This window comes from Halorubrum ezzemoulense, assembly GCF_004126515.1.
Classification (GTDB): Archaea; Halobacteriota; Halobacteria; order Halobacteriales; family Haloferacaceae; genus Halorubrum; species Halorubrum ezzemoulense.
Window position 1 is genome coordinate 2,003,552 of the sequence record NZ_CP034940.1, and the last position, 21,410, is coordinate 2,024,961.

General features: G+C 71.4%; 22 protein-coding genes and 1 tRNA gene. 11 read left to right on the plus strand and 12 right to left on the minus strand.

What is annotated here, in order from left to right; translation table 11 throughout:
* Positions 1–60: 60 nt before the first annotated feature.
* Entirely contained in the window at positions 61–1,965 is a 1,905-nt protein-coding gene (locus EO776_RS10015; RefSeq protein WP_129452407.1) for a S9 family peptidase, read from the minus strand.
* 338 nt (positions 1,966–2,303) lie between these two features.
* Between EO776_RS10015 and EO776_RS10020 the strand changes: the two genes are divergently transcribed.
* The gene (locus EO776_RS10020; RefSeq protein WP_094495216.1) at positions 2,304–3,356 is read left to right on the plus strand and encodes a S66 family peptidase; all 1,053 of its coding nucleotides are present in this window, start codon (positions 2,304–2,306) and stop codon (positions 3,354–3,356) included.
* Positions 3,357–3,948: 592 nt separating this feature from the next.
* Here EO776_RS10020 and EO776_RS10025 read toward each other — a convergent pair.
* A tRNA-Arg gene (locus tag EO776_RS10025) sits at positions 3,949–4,023 on the minus strand.
* A gap of 108 nt (positions 4,024–4,131) precedes the next feature.
* Here EO776_RS10025 and EO776_RS10030 point away from each other — a divergent pair.
* Positions 4,132–4,749, plus strand: coding sequence for an AAA family ATPase (locus EO776_RS10030; RefSeq protein WP_094520722.1), 618 nt, complete (start codon positions 4,132–4,134; stop codon positions 4,747–4,749).
* Positions 4,746–5,198: an RNA-binding domain-containing protein gene (locus EO776_RS10035; protein WP_049930931.1), complete on the plus strand. Its 453-nt coding sequence runs from the start codon at positions 4,746–4,748 to the stop codon at positions 5,196–5,198. The genes EO776_RS10030 and EO776_RS10035 overlap by 4 nt, the downstream gene beginning before the upstream one ends.
* 67 nt (positions 5,199–5,265) lie before the next feature.
* Here EO776_RS10035 and EO776_RS10040 read toward each other — a convergent pair whose 3' ends face one another.
* From EO776_RS10040 to EO776_RS10060, 5 genes are all read right to left on the minus strand, one after another.
* On the minus strand, positions 5,266–5,871 hold the full coding sequence (locus EO776_RS10040; RefSeq protein ID WP_086216857.1) for a transporter: 606 nt from the start codon (positions 5,869–5,871) through the stop codon (positions 5,266–5,268).
* Between the two features lie 108 nt (positions 5,872–5,979).
* Positions 5,980–6,573 (minus strand): GNAT family N-acetyltransferase, encoded by a 594-nt coding sequence (locus tag EO776_RS10045; RefSeq protein ID WP_094495215.1) that lies wholly within the window; start codon positions 6,571–6,573, stop codon positions 5,980–5,982.
* 91 nt (positions 6,574–6,664) lie between these two features.
* On the minus strand, positions 6,665–7,639 hold the full coding sequence (locus tag EO776_RS10050; protein ID WP_094520721.1) for an alpha/beta hydrolase: 975 nt from the start codon (positions 7,637–7,639) through the stop codon (positions 6,665–6,667).
* Positions 7,640–7,723: 84 nt separating this feature from the next.
* On the minus strand, positions 7,724–8,644 hold the full coding sequence (locus EO776_RS10055; protein ID WP_049930924.1) for a DMT family transporter: 921 nt from the start codon (positions 8,642–8,644) through the stop codon (positions 7,724–7,726).
* Between the two features lie 79 nt (positions 8,645–8,723).
* A complete protein-coding gene (locus EO776_RS10060) occupies positions 8,724–9,383 on the minus strand; it encodes an ArsR/SmtB family transcription factor (protein ID WP_094520720.1) in 660 nt (219 codons plus the stop codon).
* A gap of 223 nt (positions 9,384–9,606) precedes the next feature.
* Between EO776_RS10060 and cofH the strand changes: the two genes are divergently transcribed.
* Entirely contained in the window at positions 9,607–11,064 is a 1,458-nt protein-coding gene (gene cofH, locus EO776_RS10065) for a 7,8-didemethyl-8-hydroxy-5-deazariboflavin synthase subunit CofH (protein ID WP_049930920.1), read from the plus strand.
* Between the two features lie 116 nt (positions 11,065–11,180).
* Complete coding sequence (locus tag EO776_RS10070) at positions 11,181–11,492, plus strand: DUF2250 domain-containing protein (RefSeq protein WP_086219452.1); 312 nt, start codon at positions 11,181–11,183, stop codon at positions 11,490–11,492.
* 33 nt (positions 11,493–11,525) lie between these two features.
* On the opposite strand, the gene hmgA is transcribed toward EO776_RS10070, so the two are convergent.
* Positions 11,526–12,749 (minus strand): hydroxymethylglutaryl-CoA reductase (NADPH), encoded by a 1,224-nt coding sequence (gene hmgA, locus EO776_RS10075; RefSeq protein ID WP_094520719.1) that lies wholly within the window; start codon positions 12,747–12,749, stop codon positions 11,526–11,528.
* 83 nt (positions 12,750–12,832) lie between these two features.
* Complete coding sequence (locus EO776_RS10080; protein ID WP_086216885.1) at positions 12,833–13,306, minus strand: GNAT family N-acetyltransferase; 474 nt, start codon at positions 13,304–13,306, stop codon at positions 12,833–12,835.
* A gap of 200 nt (positions 13,307–13,506) precedes the next feature.
* Between EO776_RS10080 and EO776_RS10085 the strand changes: the two genes are divergently transcribed.
* The 4 genes from EO776_RS10085 to EO776_RS10100 all read left to right on the plus strand — a co-directional run bounded on the left by EO776_RS10085 (position 13,507) and on the right by EO776_RS10100 (position 17,042).
* Positions 13,507–14,382, plus strand: coding sequence for a DUF502 domain-containing protein (locus EO776_RS10085; RefSeq protein WP_094520718.1), 876 nt, complete (start codon positions 13,507–13,509; stop codon positions 14,380–14,382).
* Positions 14,379–14,825: an archease gene (locus tag EO776_RS10090; RefSeq protein WP_049930913.1), complete on the plus strand. Its 447-nt coding sequence runs from the start codon at positions 14,379–14,381 to the stop codon at positions 14,823–14,825. Before EO776_RS10085 ends, EO776_RS10090 begins: the two co-directional genes overlap by 4 nt.
* 67 nt (positions 14,826–14,892) lie before the next feature.
* Positions 14,893–15,435 carry a hypothetical protein gene (locus EO776_RS10095; protein WP_049930911.1) on the plus strand — a complete coding sequence of 181 codons (543 nt, stop codon included), beginning with the start codon at positions 14,893–14,895 and terminating at the stop codon, positions 15,433–15,435.
* A 98-nt stretch (positions 15,436–15,533) separates the two neighbouring features.
* Positions 15,534–17,042 (plus strand): RtcB family protein, encoded by a 1,509-nt coding sequence (locus EO776_RS10100; RefSeq protein ID WP_094495211.1) that lies wholly within the window; start codon positions 15,534–15,536, stop codon positions 17,040–17,042.
* Positions 17,043–17,079: 37 nt separating this feature from the next.
* Here the strand turns inward: EO776_RS10100 and EO776_RS10105 are convergent, their stop codons facing one another.
* From EO776_RS10105 to EO776_RS10115, 3 genes are all read right to left on the minus strand, one after another.
* Positions 17,080–17,391, minus strand: a complete 312-nt coding sequence (locus tag EO776_RS10105) for an MTH1187 family thiamine-binding protein (RefSeq protein ID WP_049930907.1) — start codon at positions 17,389–17,391, stop codon at positions 17,080–17,082.
* A gap of 76 nt (positions 17,392–17,467) precedes the next feature.
* Positions 17,468–18,403 (minus strand): alpha/beta hydrolase, encoded by a 936-nt coding sequence (locus tag EO776_RS10110; RefSeq protein ID WP_049930905.1) that lies wholly within the window; start codon positions 18,401–18,403, stop codon positions 17,468–17,470.
* Positions 18,400–18,819: a hypothetical protein gene (locus tag EO776_RS10115; protein WP_086215362.1), complete on the minus strand. Its 420-nt coding sequence runs from the start codon at positions 18,817–18,819 to the stop codon at positions 18,400–18,402. The genes EO776_RS10110 and EO776_RS10115 overlap by 4 nt, the downstream gene beginning before the upstream one ends.
* A gap of 238 nt (positions 18,820–19,057) precedes the next feature.
* Between EO776_RS10115 and EO776_RS10120 the strand changes: the two genes are divergently transcribed.
* Complete coding sequence (locus EO776_RS10120) at positions 19,058–20,305, plus strand: DUF4013 domain-containing protein (RefSeq protein ID WP_099289129.1); 1,248 nt, start codon at positions 19,058–19,060, stop codon at positions 20,303–20,305.
* A 25-nt stretch (positions 20,306–20,330) separates the two neighbouring features.
* Positions 20,331–21,398, plus strand: a complete 1,068-nt coding sequence (locus EO776_RS10125) for an mRNA surveillance protein pelota (RefSeq protein ID WP_049930899.1) — start codon at positions 20,331–20,333, stop codon at positions 21,396–21,398.
* The last annotated feature ends 12 nt before the right edge of the window (positions 21,399–21,410 follow it).

Below are 21,410 nucleotides of genomic sequence, written 5' to 3' on the forward strand. Positions count from 1 at the left end.
CGCGATCGCCGACGTTCGGAGCGCGCCGCGATCGCCGACGGTCGGCGCGCCGGTCGGGGCCTACTCCGGCGGCTCGTACGGCCGACTGCTCCCGTCGTCCGGGAGCCGACGCAGGTACTTCGCGAATAGGTCCGCCACACGGGTGTACGCGTCGAGGACGTGGTCCAGTTCGCCGAACCCGTGCGGCTCGCCCTCGTACCGGCGGAGCTCGTGGCGGGCGTCGTGTTTCTCCAGCTCGGCGACGAGCTGCTCCGACTGGCTGATCGGGACGCGGGCGTCCTCCTCGCCGTGGAGCACCATGAGCGGGTCGTCGATGTCGGGGACGGCCCGGATCGGGCTCGCGTCGCGGTAGGCGTCGAGGTCGGCGACGAAGTCGCCCAGCTCGCGCTTGAGTAGTTGCCACCCCACGTCGTCGGTGTCGTCGACGAACGACTCGTAGTCGTACACGCCGTAGAAGGCGGCGCCGGCGCGGAACCGGTCGCTGTTGCCGAGCGCGTTCACGGTCATCAGCCCGCCGCCGGAGCCGCCGAATATCCCGACGCGGTCGCCGTCGACGGCGTCGTAGCGCGCCGCCGTCGCGTCCGCGGCGCGGATCACGTCGTCGAGGTCGCCGCCGCCCCAGTCGCCGTCGTTCGCCATGCGGAACGCCCGACCGAACCCGTCGGAGCCGCGGTAGTTGGGGCGGACGACCGCGTAGCCGAGCGCCGCGAAGTACGCCGCCCGGTGGTCGAAACCGAAGCCGTCGAAGGCGGTCGGACCGCCGTGCGGCTTCACGAGGAGCGGGACGGAGTCCGGCTCGGCGGCCGACGCGGGCGGGTGGACCACCGCGTTGACCCCGGTCCCGTCGGAGTCGTAGGTGAACGCCTCCGGGGCCGGAAGCCGGTCCGACAGCCCCGCCGTCGCCGTCGGCGTGCGTCGCTCGCCGGTCGCCGCGTCGACCGCGGTCGGCGGCTCGGTCGGCGTCTCCCGGACCGACAGCACGCGGTCGCCGTCCCACCGCGGTGCGCCGTGGATCGCGTCGCTGGTCGCGAGGGCGGTCGCGTCGGCGGCCGCGTCGGGGTCGGCGCCCGTCCCGGGGCCGGCGTCCGCGAGCGCGCCGTCGACGTCGACCGCGTGGACGTGCGTCCGGCCGCCCGCGGTGGCGGTCACGGCGAGCCTGTCGCCCGCGTCGTTCCACTCGGGCGCGGCGATCTCGGTCTCCGGGACGCCGTAGATCGGCGTCGGCGAGTCGCTCCCGTCGGCCGCGGGTTCGTCGCCGCCGACGCCGTACACCGCGTCGTATCCGCTGCCGTCGTGGACGAACGCGACCGCCTCGTCGTCGCCGGGTCGCGGGCGCGGACAGGCCGCCCGGACGCCCGGTTCGGCGAACAGTTCGGTGACGGCCCCGCTGCCGTCGCCACCGAACGGGACGCGGACGAGCGCGGCCTCGTAGTCGAACAGGTCGGCGTGTGCCGAGCGCGTCGCGACGACGCTGTCGCCCTGCCAGTGCGGGTCGGCGTAGAGGTACTCGCCGGTCGCGATCGCCTCGATCCGGTCGCCGTCGGGGGAGACGACCGCGAGGCTCGCCCGCGAGAAGGCGTCGGTGACGATCGCGATCCCGGGCTTGCCCCACGCGAGGCCGGAGATGCCGCCCTCCAAGTCGGTCAGCACCTCGACCGCGCCGGTGTCGGCGTCGACGGTCGCCAGCTCGGCGTCACCGGTGACGAAGGCGATCCGGTCGCCGTCGGGGCTCCAGTCGAGCCACCGCGCGTCGGTGCGCTCGTAGCGCATGGCCGACGCCCCCCGGCTCGTGAGCCGGCGGTCCTCGCCGTCGGTCGCCAGCCAGACGTCGGTGGTCAGCTCGCGGTTCTTCGCGTACGCGATCCGCCCGTCGGGTCCGACCGTGGCTTGGACAACGCGGTCTGCGACGGCCATGTCGGCGAGCAGCCCGTCGTAGTCGGTGTCTCTGAGGTCTCGTCGGTACACGTGTGTCACTGCGGTGAGCGAGCACTTGGGCGTATGGCTCTCGGAAGGGGTAGCTCACGAGACGTTGGACTCGTTATCACGGCGCAATTGAACCCTCTCCCGCTGAGAGTCCGCTGAGCGCGTGCCGAACGCAGAACGCAAGCGTTGTACTCTCCCGTGTTCTGCGGGGCGATCTGCCGTGTGAATCTGGACGGAGACCGTCTCGACGCTTAATTCGCGCAGTGAGAAGCGGGTATCGGGCGTCCACTCGTGCGTCTCGTGCCAGTCTCCCGATTATTCCTGATACTGCGGCACACGGGTGAATAAAAGATATATGACGTCCTTCGTAGATCCCAGTCGTGTCTGAGTTCCTCACTCCGCCCCCTGTCGAACCCGGCGATCGGGTCGCGGTCGTCGCGCCGGCGTCGAACGCACCCGAATCTGCGCGGTTCGTCTACGAACTCGGTCTCGAGCGAATGCGCGACGTTTTCGACCTCGATCCGGTGGAGTATCCGACCGCGACCGCCGACCCGGAGTGGCTTGCGGACAATCCGGAGGCACGCGCCGAGGAGGTTATGAACGCATTCCGCGACCCGGACGTCTCAGCCGTGATCGCAAACATCGGAGGCCACGACCAGATCACGATCCTCCCGTATCTCGACGGAGACGTACTCCGTGAACACCCGACCCGGTTCTACGGGTACTCAGACAACACGAACCTGGCCCTGTTCCTCTGGAACCAGGGGATCGTCTCGTACTACGGCGGATCGACGCTGCTCGAATACGCGATGGACGGAGAGATGTTCGATTACACGGAGGAGTACCTGCGGCGTGCGCTCTTCGAGGACTCGATCGGCGACTGGACCGAAGCAGAGGTGTTCACTGACGAGGCCGGGGACTGGGAAGATCCGGAGTCGGTCGAGACTACTCGCGAGATCGAACAATCCGACGGCCGGATCTGGCGCGGCGGTGAAGAGGCGGTCTCGGGTCGGATCTGGGGCGGTTGCTACGCAGTCCTCGTCGAACAGTTCCTCGCCGATCGGTACCTGCCCGACCCCGACGCGCTGACCGGTACTGTCCTCGCGCTAGAGACGAGCGAATTGGTCCCTGACCCGGCCGTCGTCGGTGCGAACCTTCGCGCACTCGGCGAGCGCGGCCTTCTCGAACGATTCGACGGTGTGCTTGTCGGACGCCCCGCCGCTCGCTCACACCTCGAAGAGAATCCGCGAGAGTGGCGAGCGGAGTATCGGGAGCGCCAGCGCGAGGCGATTAGTGACGCGTTCGAGACGTACAATCCGAACGCTCCCGTTGTCTTCAATTGCGAGTTCGGACACACGTACCCGACGTGTCCCATCCCGATCGGCGGTGAGGTCGAAATCGACCCCTCGACCGCATCCATTCGCCTTCTTTGAGTTCACGGCGGGCTAGAATCCGGTGCCAGATAGATTCTCTGTGTCCAGACGGAATGAGACCGGGATTCACGCGCAAGGTGTGCCGGCCACCGCTGACCGGGGGTGGTGTACAGGCGCAGGTCATTCTGAGGCCGCAGCTACCTGTTCCACCAACAGTCTTCGACGACGAGGGATCGATCGAGGACGCCGAGGTCCGTGATTCCGCTTTGGCGAGGTTGCGGGCGATGCCGTCCGGGTCGTGGCGGGGGCGAGCGTGCCCGATACTGCTCCGTATCGGTGGTTCGAGAGACGTCGTGTCGACACCGCCGGGCTCGGTATCGTTTCCGTCGCGGTCGACGGTCGATTTCGGATCCTGCCGGACGAGGGTCCCGCCGAGCCGGTTCCGGTCGACGGTCCACGGAGAACCGCAACACGGGTAGGCGATCTCAGCGCCGCGTCCAGTGAAAGTCGGATGCGTGCGAGGGACCCGTTAATCTGCGGAACGGGACCCGAACCGCAGCGTCTCGGACGATTTAACAATCCGATCGCAGAGACGCGATCGACCCCAAATTCGGGTGTTTGACAGACGACCCGAGAACCGACGGGTTCGAAGCGAGCACGGTGGGATTCGAACCCACGGCCATCGGATTAGAAGTCCGACGCTCTATCCTGGCTGAGCTACGTGCCCTCACTCGACTCTGATCCGCCGCGTCTAAAAAACGCCCGCGGTTCGCGGCGGGCCGCTCAGCACCGGCCAACAGCAGACCTAAGTCCGCGAGCGGAGTAGCGACCGGTAATGAACGTCATCGGAACCGTCGGCCTCCCCGGCAGCGGGAAGGGGGAGGCGGCAAACGTGGCCGAGGCGGCTGGCATCCCCGTCGTCGTCATGGGCGACGTGGTCCGCGCCGAGTGTCGCCGCCGCGGGCTCGACCCGGCGCAACACCACGGCCGGATGGCCGGCACGCTCCGCGAGGAGGAGGGCGACGACGCCATCGCCGCTCGGACGCTCCCGCGCATCCGGGAGGCGGCGGCCAAGAGCGAGCGCGGCGAGACCGTCGTCGTCGACGGTCTCCGCTCGACCGTCGAGCTCGAACGCTTCCGCGAGGCGTTCGGCGACGACTTCACGCTCGTCGCGATCCGCGCGCCCTTCAAGCTCCGCGCCGAGCGGCTGGGCGAGCGCGGCCGCGACGACTCCGACTCGGACCTGGCGTCGCTCCGCAAGCGCGACGCCCGCGAGATCGACCTCGGACTCGGCGAGACGTTGGAGCGCGCCGACGTCGAGATCGACAACACCGACAGCCTCGCGGCGTTCCGCGAGCGCGTCCGCGAAGTGCTGGGCGTCGACGGCGAGGGCGCGGACCGCTCGGACGGCGACGCCGCCGAGGCGGCCGAGGCCAGGGGTGACGGCGCGTGATCTACAGCGTCGACGTTCGGATCGAGGTGCCGGTCCACGACACGGAGGTGACCGACCGGGTCGCCGACGCGGTCGAGAACGTCTTCCCGGACGCGGAGCCGGTCCACGAGGACGGGCGGCTCGTCTCCGAGACGCACAGCCTCGACGCGTTCTCCGACGTGCTCCACGAGCAGGAGATCCTCGACACCGCCCGCCGCGTCTTCCGACAGAACCGCACCGACGACGGGTTCGCCTTCTCGTTGAAGAAGCAGGCGGCGCTCGAAGGCGTCGTCAACTTCGCGGTCGGCGATCCGGACGAACTCGGTGAGATCGACGTCGAGGTGCGCGTCCGCGAGCCGGACGTCGAGTCGTTCATCGACTACGTCGCGCCCGAGACCGACGGGGGGCAGCCGGTCGACCCCGTCCGCGAGTACGGCGACCGGTTCGACCCCGAGGACGAGGCGTACTGAGGCGCCGACCCGGCGCGCCCGTCGCCGCTCTCCCGGTCACTCGGCCCGTCGCTCACTGATCCACCAGTCACTCGGCCGTGGCGCCGGCCGCGGCCCCGCCGACCGCGCCGAAGACGACCGGATAGACGAGCCCCGCGAGCAGCGCCGCCGTGACGAGCGTCGGGGCGACGCTGCCGCCGTCGCCGACGGCGTACCGGAACAGGAAGGCGCCGATCACCGCGAGCGGGAGGTAGCCGACGACGGCGAGCGCGCCGGACTGCGCGCCGTCGACCGGCGTCGCCGCGCCGGCCGCGCGCGCTATCCCGACCCCGGCGACGACGAGCAGCAGCGGCGGCACGGCGTACAGGAACGTCAGCCCGGCGTCGCTCTGCGCGACGAAGTTCACCGAGCGGGCGGCGCCGATCAGCGAGGGCACGTTCACGTCCACGAAGTGCGCGTTGTAGAACACCCAGCCGACGCCGCGCCACACCGAGATGGTGTCGCCGCCGAACAGGTCGGCGAAGAAGTTGATCCCGGAGAGCCCCTCCTCGACCCGGCCGCTCTGCGTGACGTAGACGACCAGGTAGCCGAGGACGTACGACACCGCGCCCGCGACCGCCCCGACGACCGCGCCGCGGCCGAGGCTCCTTTCCGCCCCTGTCGCGCTCGATCCGCCGCTGGCTGTCGAAGACATGCGCCCGGTATCGTTTCGGCGGGCGTAAGTGTTTGTTGGGTCGGATCGGGACGCGAAACGATCGCGTCGACGGCCGCAGGAGTGCGTCTATCGGCGGACACCGTCGGATCAGGCCGTCGCCTCGCGCCACTCCGACTGCGAGATCGTGTACCGGACCTCGTCGTGGACGGTGCCGTCCGCGTAGACCAGCTCGTTGCGGAGCCGCCCCTCGCGTCGCCCGCCGAGACGGTCGACGTACCGTTCGATCGCGCGCCGCGACTTCTCGTTGTCGGGGTGGTGGCCCACGGCGACGACATCCAGGTCGAGGTCCGCGAACGCGACCTCGGCGAGCGCGGCGGCGCGCTCGCCGGAGTAGCCGCGGCCCCAGAACCGCTTGCGGAGCCACGTGCCGAGCGTCGCAGTCCGCTTTTCCCAGTCGACCCCGAAGCCGCCGAAGCCGGCTATCTCGCCCGCACCGTCTTCCCCCTCGCGGGGGTAGATCACGTACGTCGCCGCCTCGGCGTCCTCGAAGCGCTCGCGCCCGCGTTCGAGGAACTCTAGCGTCTCCTTCTTCGTCTCGTGGGGGTCCCACGTGACGAACTCGGTCACCTCGTCGATGCCGGGATCGGACGAGCAGATCCGATAGCACTCGTCGAGGTCGACGTGTTCGGGACTCCGCACCTCCAGCCGAAGCCGGTCCGTCTCGATGGTCTCGGGGAACACGTCGTGAGCGTCGTCGCCCGCCGAATAAATTCCACCGGCGCCCTGCGACGGGTTGTCACGGGCACCGACCGCCGTCGGTCGTCGAACGCCGTCAGTCGCCGAAGGCGTCGGCGAGGTCGCCGCCGACGCTCGCGATCGCGTCGCGCGCCCGGTCGACCTCCGGCATCGTCATGAACCCGTGGACCATCGCGGGGTAGTTCTCGTATCGGGTCGCCACGCCGTCGGCGACGAGCTGCTCCGCGTACGCCCTCCCGCCGTCCCGGAGCGGGTCGAAGCCCGCTGTGACGACCGTCGCGGGCGCGACGCCGGAGAGGTCGCCGGCGTTGATCGGGTCGGCGTACGGGTTCCGACGGTGGATGTCGCTCCGGTAGTAGGCCGCCGAGAACCACTCGATGTCCGCCCGGGAGAGGACGGTCCCGGCGTGTTTCCGCATCGACTCCTGGTCGGGGTCGACGCCGATCCCCGGGTACAGGAGCGCCTGTCGGGCGATGTCGGGGCCGTCCCGCTCGGCGGCCATGAGGGCGGTCACCGCGGCGAGGGTGCCGCCGGCGGAGTCGCCCGCGACCGCGAGGTCGCCGGTCCCGCGGAGCCGCTCGGTCGCGTCCGCGGCCCGCTCGACGGCGGCGTACGCGTCCGCGACCGCGGCCGGGAAGGGGTGTTCAGGCGCGAGCCGGTACTCGACCGAGAGGACGGCGCACCCGCTCTCCCGGGTCAGGTGCCGACAGAGCCAGTCGTGGGTCTCGACGCTGCCGAGGACGAACCCCCCGCCGTGGAAGAAGACGACCGTCGGGTAGGGGGGCTCGGCGGCGGGGAGGTAGAGCCGCGCGTCGAGGTCGCCGACCGTCGCCCGGTCGCCGAGGGCGCGCCGCGCGTCGTCGTCTTCGGGTCCGGGAAGGGTCAGCGACTCGGTTGCGCCCACGCTCGGCGGGTCGCGGTTCCGGATCCGCATCAGCGGGTCGGTCAGGCGACGGAGGAGCTTCAGCCGGTAGCGACCGTGCGGGAGCGGGACCCGCGACTGTCGGGCGGCGACGCGTTCCGCCTGGGGGTCGATCTGTTCGGCGCTCACGGTCCGGAAGTCGTCGCCCCGCCGACAAGACGGTTGCGGCGGGGTCGGCTGTCGGGCGGTCGGTGGGGCCGTCGGGGCCCCGACTCAGCCCGCGACGCCGACCGCCCGCAGCTCCTCGCGGATCGCGTCGCGTTTCACCAGCGCGAAGCCGACACAGATGGTGAGGAAGCCCGCGACCGTCGTCGGGGTGATCCCCTCGTCGAGGACGAGCCAGCCGACGGCGGCCGCGAACACCGGCGCGACGTAGGAGACGAGGTTGATCTCGATCGGGCCGAGCCGGTCGAGCAGGTCGAAGTAGATGAGGAAGCCGATCCCGCTGGCGACGACCGAGAGGTAACCCAAGGCGAGCAGCGACTCCGTCGTCCAGGTCGCGTCGGCGACCGACTCGCCGAGCGCGAGCGCGAGCAGGTGGGTGAGCCCCGCGCCGAGGAGCATCGACCACGCCTCCATCGTCTCGATGGCGATGTCGGCCTCCGAGGCCCGCGAGAGGACGGAGCCGAGCGCGAACGAGGTCGCCGCGAGCAGCACGAGCAGCTTCGCGACGGTGCCGCCGCCGGTCAGGTTGGCGGGGTCGGGGTTCGCGAGGACGACCGCCCCGGCGAGGCCGATCCCGAGGCCGAGCGCGCCGACCGCGGTCAGCCGCTCCGCCGGCAGGAGGGCGCGGGCGAACACCGTGGTCAACACCGGCGAGAGGCTGACGATAACGGCCGCGACGGCGCTCGTCACCGCCGGGTCGCTCTCCCCGACGAACAGGAAGGCGTGGTAGGCGGCGATGATGAACACGGCGCCGGAGACGACCTCGAGCCACTGGTCCCGGCCGCGCGGGACCGGGTCGTCGACCGCGTACGCCGCGTACGCGAGCATGACGACGCCGGCGACGTCGAACCGGAACGCCGCGAACAGCACGGGCGGGAAGTACGCCAATCCCGCGTTGATCGCGACGAACGCGGAGCCCCACGCGGCGGCGAGGACGAGGAACAGCGAGAGGTTTCTGAGACGGCTCACGGTCGTCGTCTCCGGGCGGCGAGCCAAAAGGTTCCGGAAACGGTCGCGGTCGCCGGATCCGGTCGACGGGAGGGGGCCGTCAGCGGACCCGGTACCCGTCTGCGTCGCGGGCGACCACGCCCACGTCGGAGAGCCGCCGCAGGGCGTCCGCGACCGTCGACTCGCGCGCGCCGACCTCGTCGGCGACCGCCGCGGGCGTGCCGTCGGTCTCGACCACCGCGGCGATGACGGTCGCGAAGAAGCGGCTGTCGGCCTGCCCGCCGAGCCGCTCGTCGATCTCGGCGAGCGTGTCCTCGACGCGGCCCTGGACCCACCGCTGGGCGAGCGAGAGCTCCCGGTCGAGGTCTTGGAGGCGGGTGAACTCCTCCGCGAGCTCCGCGAGGTCGGCGGTCGTGCCCGACCCGTCGGGGCCCTCGATCGAGAGGTGCGGACAGCGACCGGACATGTCGAGGCTGTTCTTCGCCGGGTACGCGCTCTTCGCGCCGAAGCCGTACGGCGAGACGCTCACCTCCAGCCGGAGGCTGCGCGCGATCCGGAAGTACTTCCGCCGCTGGTCGTCCGTCGTCGACTCGACGAGCCCGGCCTCCTCCAGCTTCCGCAGGTGGTCGATCACCGCCTTCGGGCTCACGTCCAGGTACTCCGAGATCTCCGTGACGTAACACGGCTTGGTGGCGAGAAGCCGGAGGATGCGCCGCCGGTTCTCGTTGCCGAGGAGATCGAGCAGTACCGCGGAGTCCATTAACGTGTGGTTAGCGTCCAGCGGATAAAAGGTTGGCTTCTGTGACCGGTCGCGTTCCGCTCGGAGCGTCAGGGTACAGCGATTCGGTGCGAACGCGGACAGTCTGTGCCGCTCGTGTCCCCCCTTCGCTCGGCGGTAGCCGACGCGTCCGAACGACCCGCCGGGGACGCATCGGCTGTCGCGACCCTCCCGTTTATCACGGTGGAACCGGGAACGTTAGGGGATGAGTTCGGGGGGCAGTTCCGGCGCGAGCGGATCGAGCGGAGGCGGAGAGGGCGGGACCGTGAGCGGCGCGGAGGAGTTCGACTTCGCCGCGCCCGCGACCGACCAGTCGTTCGAGAACGCGCTCGCGAAGGCCCGCGACGGCGCTCGGCTGACGGTCGACGACGCCACCGAACTGCTCGCCACCGGCACGGGGGCGGCCGGGATCGACCCCGTCCGCAAGGAGGCGGTGTTAGAGGCCGCCGACCGGCGCCGGCGCGAGGAGGTGGGCGACGAGGTCACCTTCGTCGCCAACCTGAACAACAACGTCACCACCGCGTGTAACACCGGCTGCCTGTTCTGTAACTTCAAGGACTCCGCGCACGCGTTCGAGGCAGACAGCGACGTCGAGCACGCGGGGTTCACCAAGCCGCCCGCCGAGTCGCGCGCGGTCGTCGAAGACGCCCTCGACATGGGGATCTACGAGGTATGCTCCGTCTCGGGGCTCCACCCCGCGTTCGCCCTGAACGAGGAACATCACGAGATCCTCGCCGCGCACGACGACCCCGCGAGCGAGGTGAACTACAAGCCGCCAGAGCGGTACGCGACCGACCCGGGCACCTACGTCGAGCAGTTGGACGCGATGTCGGTCGGCGGCGTCCACCTCCACTCGATGACCCCGGAGGAAGCGTATCACGCCTCTCGGGGCACCGATTGGGAGTACGAGTCTGTGTACCGCGAGCTGGCGGCCGCCGGGCTCGACTCCGCACCGGGCACCGCCGCCGAGATCCTCGTCGACGAGGTCCGCGACGTGATCTGTCCGGGGAAGATCCGCACCGACGACTGGGTGGCGGCGATGGAGGGCGCGGCCGCCGCCGGCCTCGACGTCACCTCGACGATGATGTACGGCCACGTCGAGACGGTCGCGCACCGCGCGCAACACCTGAAGGTGATCCGGGACCTCCAAGACCGCACGGGCGCGATCACGGAGTTCGTTCCGCTCTCCTTCATCCACCAGAACACCCCGCTCTACCGGCGCGGCGTCGTCGACTCCGGCCCCTCGCACGCCGAGGACGAGCTCGTGGTCGCGGTCGCGCGGCTCTTCTTAGACAACGTCGATCACGTCCAGGCGTCGTGGGTGAAGTCGGGCGACGCCCACGGGCTCAAACTCCTCAACTGCGGCGCGGACGACTTCATGGGCACCATCCTCTCGGAGGAGATCACCAGCCGCGCGGGCGGCGAGTACGGCGAGTACCGCTCGTTCGACGACTACGTCGAGATGATCACGGCGATCGGCCGGACCCCGGTCGAGCGCTCGACCGACTACCGGACCCGGCGCCGGATCGACCCCGACGACGGGCCGCACGGCCCGCGTCTCGGCCCCCGCGCCGACGGGACCCCACTGCTCGCGAACCGCTCGTCCGACGGCGGACGCGGCGGCGGCGCGGTCGGAACGCCGCCGGCCGACGCCGACGACTGAACCGGTGCCGACGGATCGGTTAGCGGCCGAACACGTTCCGCCGGACCCCTGGCGACTCTCATCGAGTGGGAACCCCCGGTACGCCCTTTATTATGTCACACGTCACCACGTGTGAGATGACCGCACCCGACGCACAGCCGGTCGGCCGCTCGGGAGAGAGCGACGGCGACGGCCGCGGAGAGAGCCTCGACGCGCCCTCGCTGACGCGCTCCGACGAGCGGCTGTTGGCGTACCTCGACGACGTGGGGACGGACTACCCGGCCTTCGTCGCGAGCAACACGGGACTGTACGCCGACCACGTCGAGTCGCGGCTGGAGGCGCTCGCGGCCGCGGGGCTCGTCGAGCGCGTGACCGGAGAGACCGTCTACCGTCTCACCGACGCGGGGCGGGCGGCGCTCCGCGACGACTGCCCGCGCTGGTCGGACTGAGGCGGAGGGCGCTCTGCGGGCCGCGGCGCCCGACTACCGCCCGAGTTCCGCGTGCGCCGACGAGAGGTGGCGGGAGCCGAGCGCCGCGAGCAGCGACAGTTCGCCGGCGAGCGCGCAGACCGCGATCGACTCCGCGAGCGCGTCGGCGTTGCTGCCGGCGGGAGCGCCGCCGCCGGCGACGCCGAGGATTTCCAGGCTCGCCTGCTGGGTCGGGAGCTTCGTCCCGCCGCCGACCGTCCCCACTTCGAGACTTGCCAGCGAGACGGAGACGTAGAGGTCGCCGTCGGCGGTCGTCTCGGCGGTCGTGATCGCGTTCGCCCCCTCGACGACCTGCGCCTCGTCCTGCCCGGTGGCGAGGAACATCGCCGCGACCGCGTTGGCGACGTGGGCGTTGAAGCCGAGCGCGCCCGCCTTCGCGGAGCCGACGAGGTTCTTCCGGGTGTTGATCTCAGCGATCGCCTCCGGGGTCGTGTGGAGGCGCTCCTCGACGGTCTCGCGTGGGACCGTCGCGTCGGCGACGACCGAGCGCCCGCGCCCCTCGACGGCGTTGATCGCGGCCGGCTTCTTGTCCGAACAGAGGTTCCCCGACAGCGCGACCAGCGAGGCGTCCGTCTCCGCCTCGATAACGTCGCAGGCCTCTCGGGTCGCGATGGTTGCCATGTTCATCCCCATCGCGTCTTTCGTGTCGTAGCGGAACCGGCAGAACACGTTGTTGCCGACGACGTACGGCGTCACGTCGAGCAGTTCGCCGTGGCTCGTCGTCGACTCCGCGGCCTCGCGCAGCGCGGGGACGTTGTCGCGCAGCCACGCGACGAGCGCCTCGGCCTCGGCGACGCCAGCGACCTGGAAGACGGGCGCGCGCGTCATCCCGCTCTTCGTCACGCGCGCGGTCGCGCCGCCGGCGTCCTCGACGACGGAGCAGCCGCGGTTGATCGACGCGACCAGCGCGCCCTCGGTGGTCGCCAGCGGCAGGTAGCGCTCGGCCGTCCCCGCGCCGCCGTCGACGGTCACCGGACCGGCGACGCCGACGGGGACCTGGACCCCGCCGAGGGTGTTCTCGATGTTCGAGCCGTGGACCGCCGCGGCGTCGAACGCGTACTCGCCGAGCGGGTCGAGGTCGGCGTCGGTCGCCTCCGCGACGAGCAGCCGGCGCGCGGCGGCCGCGGCGTCGGCGTCGGCGTGGTCTTCCAGCTCGTGGAAGCGGAGGTCGCCGTCGCGGACCCGGGCCGCGAGGTCCGCGGGAGTCGGTTGCGACATGCCGCCCTCTCCTCGCGGCGGGCGCTAATTACTGTCGGTTCGGCGGGCCTCCCGGGGCGAGCGGAGCGGACCGACGGGGCGAGCTACCGGCCGACGAACCCCGAGAGCCGCTCGCGGAGCGACTCGCCGCCGAGCTTGAGGTAGTAGGCGTCGCCCCCGTCCTCGTAGTAGTCGTCGATGCGGCGGATCACCTCGAAGCCGAGGTGCTCGTAGAAGCCGAGCGCCTGCCGGTTGGTCGTGCGGGCGTGACAGGTGACGGACCGGTGGTTCTCCGCGACGTCGGCGATCAGGCGCTCGGCGTGGCCGCGGCCGCGGTGATCGGGGTGAACGGCGAGAAAGAGGATGTAGCCGTCGCGCCGGACGGAGGCGAACGCGACGAGCCGGTCGTTCTCGACGAGGAGGTGGGCAGTCGACCGGCGGTACGCGTCGACGAAGAAGCCGCGTCGCTGTCGGAGGACGCCCTCAGCGGACCGAATCTGCTCTTTGAGCTCCCACGCGGCGGTCGCGTAGTCGGACTCGCCGGGCGGGTCGGTCCGTTTCTCGACGTTGACGCTCACTGCGATGACCTAACACGCGGGCGGAATATAACTCCACCGCCAGCGGGGACCGTTGCGGGCGGTAGCTCCGCTCTCAACGGGTCGGGACCGTATCGAAGGCCGGGTCCGAGGCGGGTCGGTACCCGGACCGCCTGCGGACGCCGGCGCGGGCCGAGCGCTCGACGGAAACGTTTTGTCGCGGTCGCGCGTGGTCGCGATCAATGACCGACGAGTCGTCGGGGGTCGAGCTGCTCCGACGGGCCTTCCTCACCGGCGTCGCCGTCATCGTCCCCGCCGTCATCACGCTGGCCGTGCTCGCGTTCGCGTTCAACGCGGTGTACGACTACCTCGACGCGTTCTCCTCGGCGGTCGTGGCCGTGACGCCGGGAGCCGGACTCCCGGTGATCGGCGCGGTCTCCCGCGAGACCGCGATCGAGGTCGCGACGCCGGTCGTGTTCGTGGCCGCGATCCTCCTCGTGGGCGCCGGCGTCGAGTCCTCGCGGTACGGCGAGCGCGCGGTCGACTACGTCGACGACGCGGTCGAGCGGGTCCCGGGCGTCGGCTCCGTCTACCAGGGGTTCCGACAGATGAGCGACGCGATGCTCGACTCGGAGGGCGGGAACTTCCGCGAGGTCGTCCTCGTCGAGTTCCCGACCGAGGGGACGTACACGCTCGCGTTCGTCACGAGCGAGACCCCCGACGTCATCGCGGACCACGCGGACGGCGAGGGCGACGGGATGCGAACGCTGTTCATGCCGATGGCCCCGAACCCGGTGATGGGCGGGCACGTCGTTTTCGTCCCCGACCGCCGGGTCGTCGACGTCGAACTGACCGTCGACGAGGGGATCCGCGCGCTGGTCACGAGCGGGGTCGCGCTGGAGGAGGTCGCGGCCGACCTCGACGACGTCGACCCGGATGACCTCCGCCCCGGCGCGCCGGAGCGGACCATCGACGCCCGGTTCCCGGCGGACGGGCGACCGGAGAACGCGGAGGAGCCCCGCGACGAGAGCGGCGGAGAGGGTCGAAAGGGCGGTGGAGAGAACCACAAGACCGGCGGAGAGGGCCGCGAGGGCGGCCGAAGCGTGGACGAGCGATGACCTACGAGCTCCGCGACCACACCGCCGACGTCGCCGTCGAGGCGACCGCCGAGACCCCCTCGGCGCTGTTCGCCGCGGTCGCCGACGGACTTACGGCCGCGAGCGCGGAGTCCGTTCCGGCGACGGGCGGCGAGCGGTTCGAGCTAACGGTCACCGCCGAGAGCCGCGAGGCGCTGCTGTTCGACTACCTCGACCGGCTGATATACGAGCGCGACGTGCGGCTCGTGCTCCCGGCCGATCACCGCTGTACGGTCGCCGAACCGGACGACGGGAACGGCGAGGACGACCCCGCGGAGCCGGGCGAGTGGCGGCTCGCGGCCAGCGCGCGCGGCGTCCCGCTCGGCGCGGTGGCCGCCCGAGAGATCAAGGCCGTCACCTACTCCGAGATGGCTCTCGAACGCCGCGGCGACGAGTGGTACGCGTACGTCGTGTTCGACGTGTGAGGCCGTGCCCCCCGCCTCGGAGCCGGCCGTGAGGAACCATTATAGTTATCGAGCACATTGGTAACGTATGTCACACTCAGAGCGGAGCGACGGGATCGGATCGACGGTGGCGGAGCGGCGGTGGCGCGCGGGGGCGAGCGGCGGGCTCGTGGCCGGCGCCGCGATGGGCGCCGTGTTACACTTCGGTCTCGGGCTCATGCCGACGATCGGCGCGCTGGTCGGGGTAGAGACGGTCCTCGTCGGGTGGGCCGTCCACCTGTTCAACAGCGCGCTGTTCGGTGCGCTGTTCGTCGCCGTCTTCGACCGCCCCTTCTTCGCGGAGCTCCGGGGAGATGTCGGCGGGTGCCTCTCGCTCGGCGTCGTCCACTCCGCGCTGCTGGGCGTGCTCACCGGCGGCCTGCTGTTGCCGGCCGCGATCGCGATCGAGGGCGCGACCGCGCTGCCGGTGCCGACGCTCCCGGTGCCGGGACTGACGGCCAGCTTCGAGTTCGGCGCGGTCATCGCGGTCGCGCACCTGCTGTACGGGCTCGTCCTCGGCCGAGTCTTCGCCGCGTTCACGCTCGCCGAGGGCGCGATCGGCTGGCTCCCGATCGACCCGCTCGACCAGTAGGCGGTCGCGGTCGGCCGACGGGCGTCGACCTCGACGGACTCGCTCGCGTCGCCGCCCGCTGACGCAACGCCCTTGCCTCCCCGCGTCGAACGCCGGGTATGACAACGCGCGAGTTCGATGGGATCCGACTGGAGAAAGTGCGCGAGCACGTCTGGGAGATCCCCCGCGAGGGCGACATGAACGTCCCCGCCCGGGTCCTCGCCAGCGAGTCGCTGCTCGAGGAGATTGGCGACGACGACTCGCTCCAGCAGTTGAAAAACGCCACTCACCTTCCCGGCATCGTCGAGCCCGCGCTCTGTATGCCCGACGGGCACCAGGGGTACGGCTTCCCGGTCGGCGGCGTGGGCGCTATCGACGCCCGAACCGGCTGTATTTCGCCGGGAGCGGTCGGCTATGACATCAACTGCGGCGTCAGAATGGTGCGAACGAATCTCACCTACGACGACGTGCGCGGCCGGGAGGAGGAGCTGGTCGACGCGCTGTTCGAGGCCGTCCCGTCGGGACTGGGCGGCGGCGGCGTGATAGACGGCGACGCCGACGCGATCGAGGGCGCGCTCGAACGGGGCGTCGAGTGGGCGGTCGAGGAGGGGTACGGGATCGAGAGCGACCTCGCGCGCTGCGAGGACGAGGGGCGTCGCCCCGACGCCCGGCCGGAGTACGTCTCCCAGAAGGCGATGGACCGCGGCCGGAACCAGATGGGGTCGCTCGGTTCGGGCAACCACTTCCTGGAGGTCCAGCGCGTCACCGACGTGTTCCGCGGGGACGTGGCCGAGGCGTACGGCCTCGAAGCGGACGGCATCGTCGTCTTAATCCACTGCGGGAGCCGCGGGCTGGGCCACCAGACCTGTAACGACTACCTCCGGCGGATCGAGCAGGAGCACGACGACCTGCTCGCCGAGCTCCCCGACAAGGAGCTCGCGGCCGCGCCGGCCGGCTCCGACCTGGCCGACGAGTACTACGGCGCGATGGGCGCGTGTATCAACTTCGCGTGGGTGAACCGCCAGCTGATCACGCATCAGGCGCGCGAGACGTTCGGCCAGGTGTTCGACGCCGACCCGATCGAGGACCTCGGGATGGAGCTGCTGTACGACGTGGCGCACAACATCGCCAAGAAGGAGACCCACGAGGTCGGCGTCGACGCCGAGGGGCGCCCGGCCGTCGGCGACGCGGCCGTCGACCGCGCGGAGCGCGAGCTGTACGTCCACCGCAAGGGCGCGACGCGGGCATTTCCCGCCGGCAACGGGGACGTGCCCGAGGCGTACCGCGGGGTCGGCCAGCCCGTCATCATCCCCGGCAGCATGGGCGCGGGCTCGTACGTCCTCCGCGGCGGCGAGGAGTCGATGGGCGTCTCGTTCGGCTCGACCGCCCACGGCGCGGGGCGGCTGATGAGCCGCACGCAGGCGAAACAGGAGTTCTGGGGCGGCGACGTACAGGACGACCTCGAAGACGGCCAACAGATCTACGTGAAGGCGCAGTCCGGCGCCACCATCGCCGAGGAGGCCCCCGGCGTCTACAAGGACATCGACGAGGTGATCCGCGTGAGCGACGAGCTCGGCATCGGCGACAAGGTCGCCCGCACGTTCCCGGTCTGTAACATCAAGGGGTGACGACGGGCCCGGTCGCCCGCCCGCCCCCAGCGCAGAATCAGCGCTCCCGCTTCGCCTCCCGACCGAGCTGTTCCTCGACGGCCTCGACCTTCTCGTCCGCGGTCCCGTCGCTCGCCCGCTTGTCGTCGATCTTCAGGACCGTCGAGACGCGGTCGCCGTCGACCGCGTCGTGGGCCGCCGCCGCGGCCGCGAACAGCGTCTCGGCGTCGTCGGCCTCGATCACGGTCCCCATCGGGTTCGTCTCGTAGCTCACGTCGAAGTCGTCGAGCGCGGCGACGGCGGCCGCCACCTCCTCGGCCATGCTCTCCTCGACCACCGGGGCGACGCTCAGCATCGCGATGGCTGTCATGGGCGGGGATGCGCCGCGGACTCACTTAAGCGGTCGCGCGGGCGACGACGCCCGAGTTCGCCTCTCCCGCGGCGACCTACTCCAGCGCGTCGCGCAGGAAGGAGAGCTGGTGTCCGATCGCGCCCTCGAAGTCGTCGCCGAGCACCGAGAAGTGGTCGGCGGGCATGGTGACGACGGTCCCGCGCGAGAGCCGCTCGCCGGCGTCCGCGACCGACTCGGCGTCAACGATGTTGTCGTCGGTCCCCGCGAGCAGCAGCGTCGGCGCGTCGACCTCGTCGAGTCGCGTCACGGGGCGGTAGCCGACGAGCCCGAGCAGCGACCGGGCGGGGGTCTCGTTGCGCCACGCCGACTCGCGGTCGACGAGGTCGAGGTACTTCCGCTTCGTCCCCGGCTCCGTGATCGCCGCGCGCTCGTCCGTCCCGCCGACGATGGGGACGGTGCGACCGCGACCGACCCGGTGCCCGACGAGGTCGCGGAGCCCTGCGATGCCGGAGCGGAGCAGGTACCGCCCGCCGCGTCGGCGGGCGATCGCGCGCCCGTCGAGCATCGGGACGAGGCCCACGACCGCGTCGACGTCCCGGCGCTCCGCGGCGAGCGTCAGGACGTGCGCGGCCGACAGCGACGCGCCCCACAACACGAGGTCGTCGCCCGCGTCGTCGAGGCGGCCCGCGCGGTCGATCGCGGCCTCGTACGCCGCGCGCTGGCGGGCGAGGTCGACCGTCTGCGAGTCGCCGTCCGACTCGCCGAACTCCGGGTGATCGAAGAGGAGGGCGGCGTAGCCCGCGTCGGCGAACCGCTCCGCGACGGCCGGGTAACCGAAGGTGCGCTCCGCGCCGAGCCCGGGCGCCATCACGACGATCGGCGGGTCGTCGGCGTCGCCGCCGGGCAGGTACAGCGTCCCGCGACAGGTCGCTCCGTCGGCGTCGAACGCGACCGCCCGGGTGGCGAACCGCTCTCGGGCCGGGCGCGCGAGGCGGCGCTGCGCTCGGTTGACGGGATGTCGGCGGGTCACCGGTCGCCCTCCGGATCCGCCTCGGACGCGTCCGGTCCGCCGGACGCGCCCGGGGGTTCGCCCTCCGCCTCGGTCTCGTTCAGTGTGTCGAGCACACGGGCCGAGAACTCCGTCTCGGAGATCTCGTAGCGCGCGAGCGCCTCGAACCACTCCGCCTCGGCGTGCCACGTCCCGAGGACATCGCCGGGAGACCGCACGACCGTGCCCTCGACGCGGACGGGGTCCCACTCGTCGGCCTCCGCGCGGTCGATGAGCGCGTTGAGCGCGCGCCCGATCTCGCCGCGGTGGACCTCGCGGCCGGGGAAGGCGGTCATGTACGTCAGCTCCAGCGGGTCGCCCCCGTCGATCGATTCGACGCTGACGCCGTAGCTGCGGAGCGCCGGCTCCACGTCGGCCGTCCGCTCGTCGCCGGTCATACCCGATCCGTCGGCGGGACGGGATAAATCGGTACCGGCACACGCCGGCGGCGCCGCCGCTGGGATGGTACGGTCAGACGAAAGCCGCGGGCGGGGGACGACCGCCGAGTGGCGGCCGCAGATAGGTTGTCAGAGGCACACGATTGTCCCGCGCGGCCAACTTGGTGTAACCCGTGGAGTGGTATAAACGCTCGGGCCGGAGACCATTTATGCTGCTCCCGCTCCTGTGTGTAGTCACATGCTCACCGCGGCCGCGACGGCGCTGACCCGAACCGACGACACCGCGGGCGTCGTCCTCGTCGGCGGCGCCGTGACCCTGCTGGCGTGGGTGCTGACGCCGGCGTGGCTCGTCGGCGTCCTCTTCGTCAGCCCGGCGGTCGCCGCGGCGGCGCCGGTCGCGCTCGCGCCGTGGCTCGTCGCGCGGGGGTACTTCGTCCGGGTGACTCGAAGCGCGATCCAGACCGGTGAGGCGACGGGCACGCCCTCGCTGGTCGCGTGGGGGGAGTTGGTCAGAGACGGCGTCAAGTCGGTGCTGCTGTCCGCGGCGCTGCTCGCGCCGCTCGCGGGGGGGCTCGCGGTCGCCGGAGGCGTCGTCGCGGCCCTCATCGAGGGGCCGGTCGACCCGGCGGCGACAGCGACGGCGGTCGAGTCGGCGCTCGGGCCGGGCGGGCCGGCGGTCGTCGCGGTCGCGGCCGTCGGCGTCGTCGCCGCCCTCGTCGGGGCGTACCTCCTCGCGTTCGCGTACGTCCGCCCGGCGGCGCTCGCCGCGTTCGCCGCCTCCGGGCGGCTCAGGGACGGGTTGAGTCCGCAGACGGTGGCCGACATCGCCGCGACGGGCCCGTACGCCACCGGGTGGACGCTCGCCGCCGGGGCGCTCGCCGTCGGGTACGCCGTCGCGGCGCCGACAGCGCCGCTGGTCGTCGGCGTCGCGCTCGCCTTCCTCGTCCGCGTCGTCGCACACGGACTCTACGGACGGGGCGCGGCCGCCGCCATGGCGGGTGGCCCCGACAGCCGGACGGAGCCGGGCGTTACGGAGGCTCACATCGCCACGGACGCCGGTGGCCGAGCGCTCCGCGAAACGGGTGCGACGCACGGTGATGTGACGGCTCGTGGTGACGCGGCGACCCGCGGCGACGCGATAACTCGCGGCAACGCGACGGCTCGGGGCGGCACGGAGACTCGCGGCAAGGTGGCGGCTCGGGGCGGCACAGCGGCTGCCGAGGTCGGCCGCGAACGCGACGCCCCGTCGGTTCCCGCCGTGTCCGGCGACGGCGGGCGGCCGATGCGGAGCGAGCCGCCGGCCGCGGTCCAGACCGGTCGAACCGTGCCGATCGAGGGCGGAGATGACCCGGCCGACGCGACCGCGGAGGTCAACGCGGATGCCGCCGAACCGGACGGGACGGACGCCGACGAGCCCGACGCCGCCGGCCCGGACGGCGGCTTCGTGTGGGGGCCGCGGCTCTCCGACGCGGAAGACAAGAGTTGATACGGTCCCGAGCGAACGCTCGGACATGCGCATCTCCGAGCGGGGGTACGGCGAAGAGGGCCGGGAACGGCTCACGCTGGTCCCCGAGAACGTGGACGACCTCTGGCACCTCGCGCACGTCCTCGAACCCGGGGACCTCGTCGAGGGCGACACCACCAGACGTATCCAGCGGAACGACGACCAGATGCGGGACACCGGCGGGCAGCGCGAACACATCTTCGTCACCCTTCAGGTGGAGGACGTGGAGTTCGCGCGGTTCGCCAACCGCCTCCGCGTCTCGGGCGTCATCGTCGGCTGCTCGCGGGAGGACCAGCTCAACGCCCACCACACGCTCAACGTCGAGGAGCACGACGAGATAACCGTCGAGAAGCACTTCAAGCCCGACCAGACGGAGCGGTTGGAGGAGGCCACCGAGGCCGCGGAGAACCCCGACGTGGCCATCGCGACCGTGGAAGAGGGCGCGGCGTACGTCCACACGGTCCAGCAGTACGGCACGGAGGAGTACGCCTCGTTCACGAAGCCGACCGGCAAAGGCGAGTTCTCTCGCCCCCGCGAGGAGCTGTTCGCGGAACTCGGCGAGGCGCTCGCGCACCTCGACGCCGACGCCGTAATCTTGGCCGGGCCCGGCTTCACGAAGAACGACGCCCGCGACTACGTCGACGAGGAGTTCCGCGACCTCTCCGACCGGATCACCACCGTCGACACCTCCGCGGCCGGCGACCGCGGCGTCCACGAGGTGCTCAAGCGCGGCGCGGTCGACGAGGTCCAGAAGGAGACCCGCATCTCGAAGGAGGCGAGCCTCATCGACGAGCTGACCGAGAACATCGCGACGGGCGAGAAGGCGACGTACGGCCCGGACGACACCGCCGAGGCCGCCGAGTTCGGCGCGGTCGAGACGCTGCTCGTCGTCGACGAGCGCCTCCGCACGGAGCGGCAGGGGGACGGCGACTGGGAGATCGACGTGAACGCGGTGATCGAGTCGGTCGAGCAGCAGGGCGGCGACGTGGTCGTCTTCTCTTCGGAGTTCGCGCCGGGCGAGCAGCTCGCCAACCTCGGCGGTATCGCCGCGATCTTACGCTACCGGCTCCAGTGAGCGGCTGACAGT

What these genes read in the sequence shown, in the direction of transcription:
- EO776_RS10030 (WP_094520722.1), top strand. Translation starts at nt 4,132, where the DNA reads ATGAACGTCATCGGAACCGTCGGCCTCCCCGGCAGCGGGAAGGGGGAG.
- EO776_RS10040 (WP_086216857.1), bottom strand. Translation starts at nt 5,871, where the DNA reads ATGTCTTCGACAGCCAGCGGCGGATCGAGCGCGACAGGGGCGGAAAGG.
- EO776_RS10060 (WP_094520720.1), bottom strand. Translation starts at nt 9,383, where the DNA reads ATGGACTCCGCGGTACTGCTCGATCTCCTCGGCAACGAGAACCGGCGG.
- cofH (WP_049930920.1), top strand. Translation starts at nt 9,607, where the DNA reads ATGAGTTCGGGGGGCAGTTCCGGCGCGAGCGGATCGAGCGGAGGCGGA.
- EO776_RS10070 (WP_086219452.1), top strand. Translation starts at nt 11,181, where the DNA reads ATGACCGCACCCGACGCACAGCCGGTCGGCCGCTCGGGAGAGAGCGAC.
- hmgA (WP_094520719.1), bottom strand. Translation starts at nt 12,749, where the DNA reads ATGTCGCAACCGACTCCCGCGGACCTCGCGGCCCGGGTCCGCGACGGC.
- EO776_RS10085 (WP_094520718.1), top strand. Translation starts at nt 13,507, where the DNA reads ATGACCGACGAGTCGTCGGGGGTCGAGCTGCTCCGACGGGCCTTCCTC.
- EO776_RS10090 (WP_049930913.1), top strand. Translation starts at nt 14,379, where the DNA reads ATGACCTACGAGCTCCGCGACCACACCGCCGACGTCGCCGTCGAGGCG.
- EO776_RS10095 (WP_049930911.1), top strand. Translation starts at nt 14,893, where the DNA reads ATGTCACACTCAGAGCGGAGCGACGGGATCGGATCGACGGTGGCGGAG.
- EO776_RS10100 (WP_094495211.1), top strand. Translation starts at nt 15,534, where the DNA reads ATGACAACGCGCGAGTTCGATGGGATCCGACTGGAGAAAGTGCGCGAG.
- EO776_RS10105 (WP_049930907.1), bottom strand. Translation starts at nt 17,391, where the DNA reads ATGACAGCCATCGCGATGCTGAGCGTCGCCCCGGTGGTCGAGGAGAGC.
- EO776_RS10115 (WP_086215362.1), bottom strand. Translation starts at nt 18,819, where the DNA reads ATGACCGGCGACGAGCGGACGGCCGACGTGGAGCCGGCGCTCCGCAGC.
- EO776_RS10120 (WP_099289129.1), top strand. Translation starts at nt 19,058, where the DNA reads ATGCTCACCGCGGCCGCGACGGCGCTGACCCGAACCGACGACACCGCG.
- EO776_RS10125 (WP_049930899.1), top strand. Translation starts at nt 20,331, where the DNA reads ATGCGCATCTCCGAGCGGGGGTACGGCGAAGAGGGCCGGGAACGGCTC.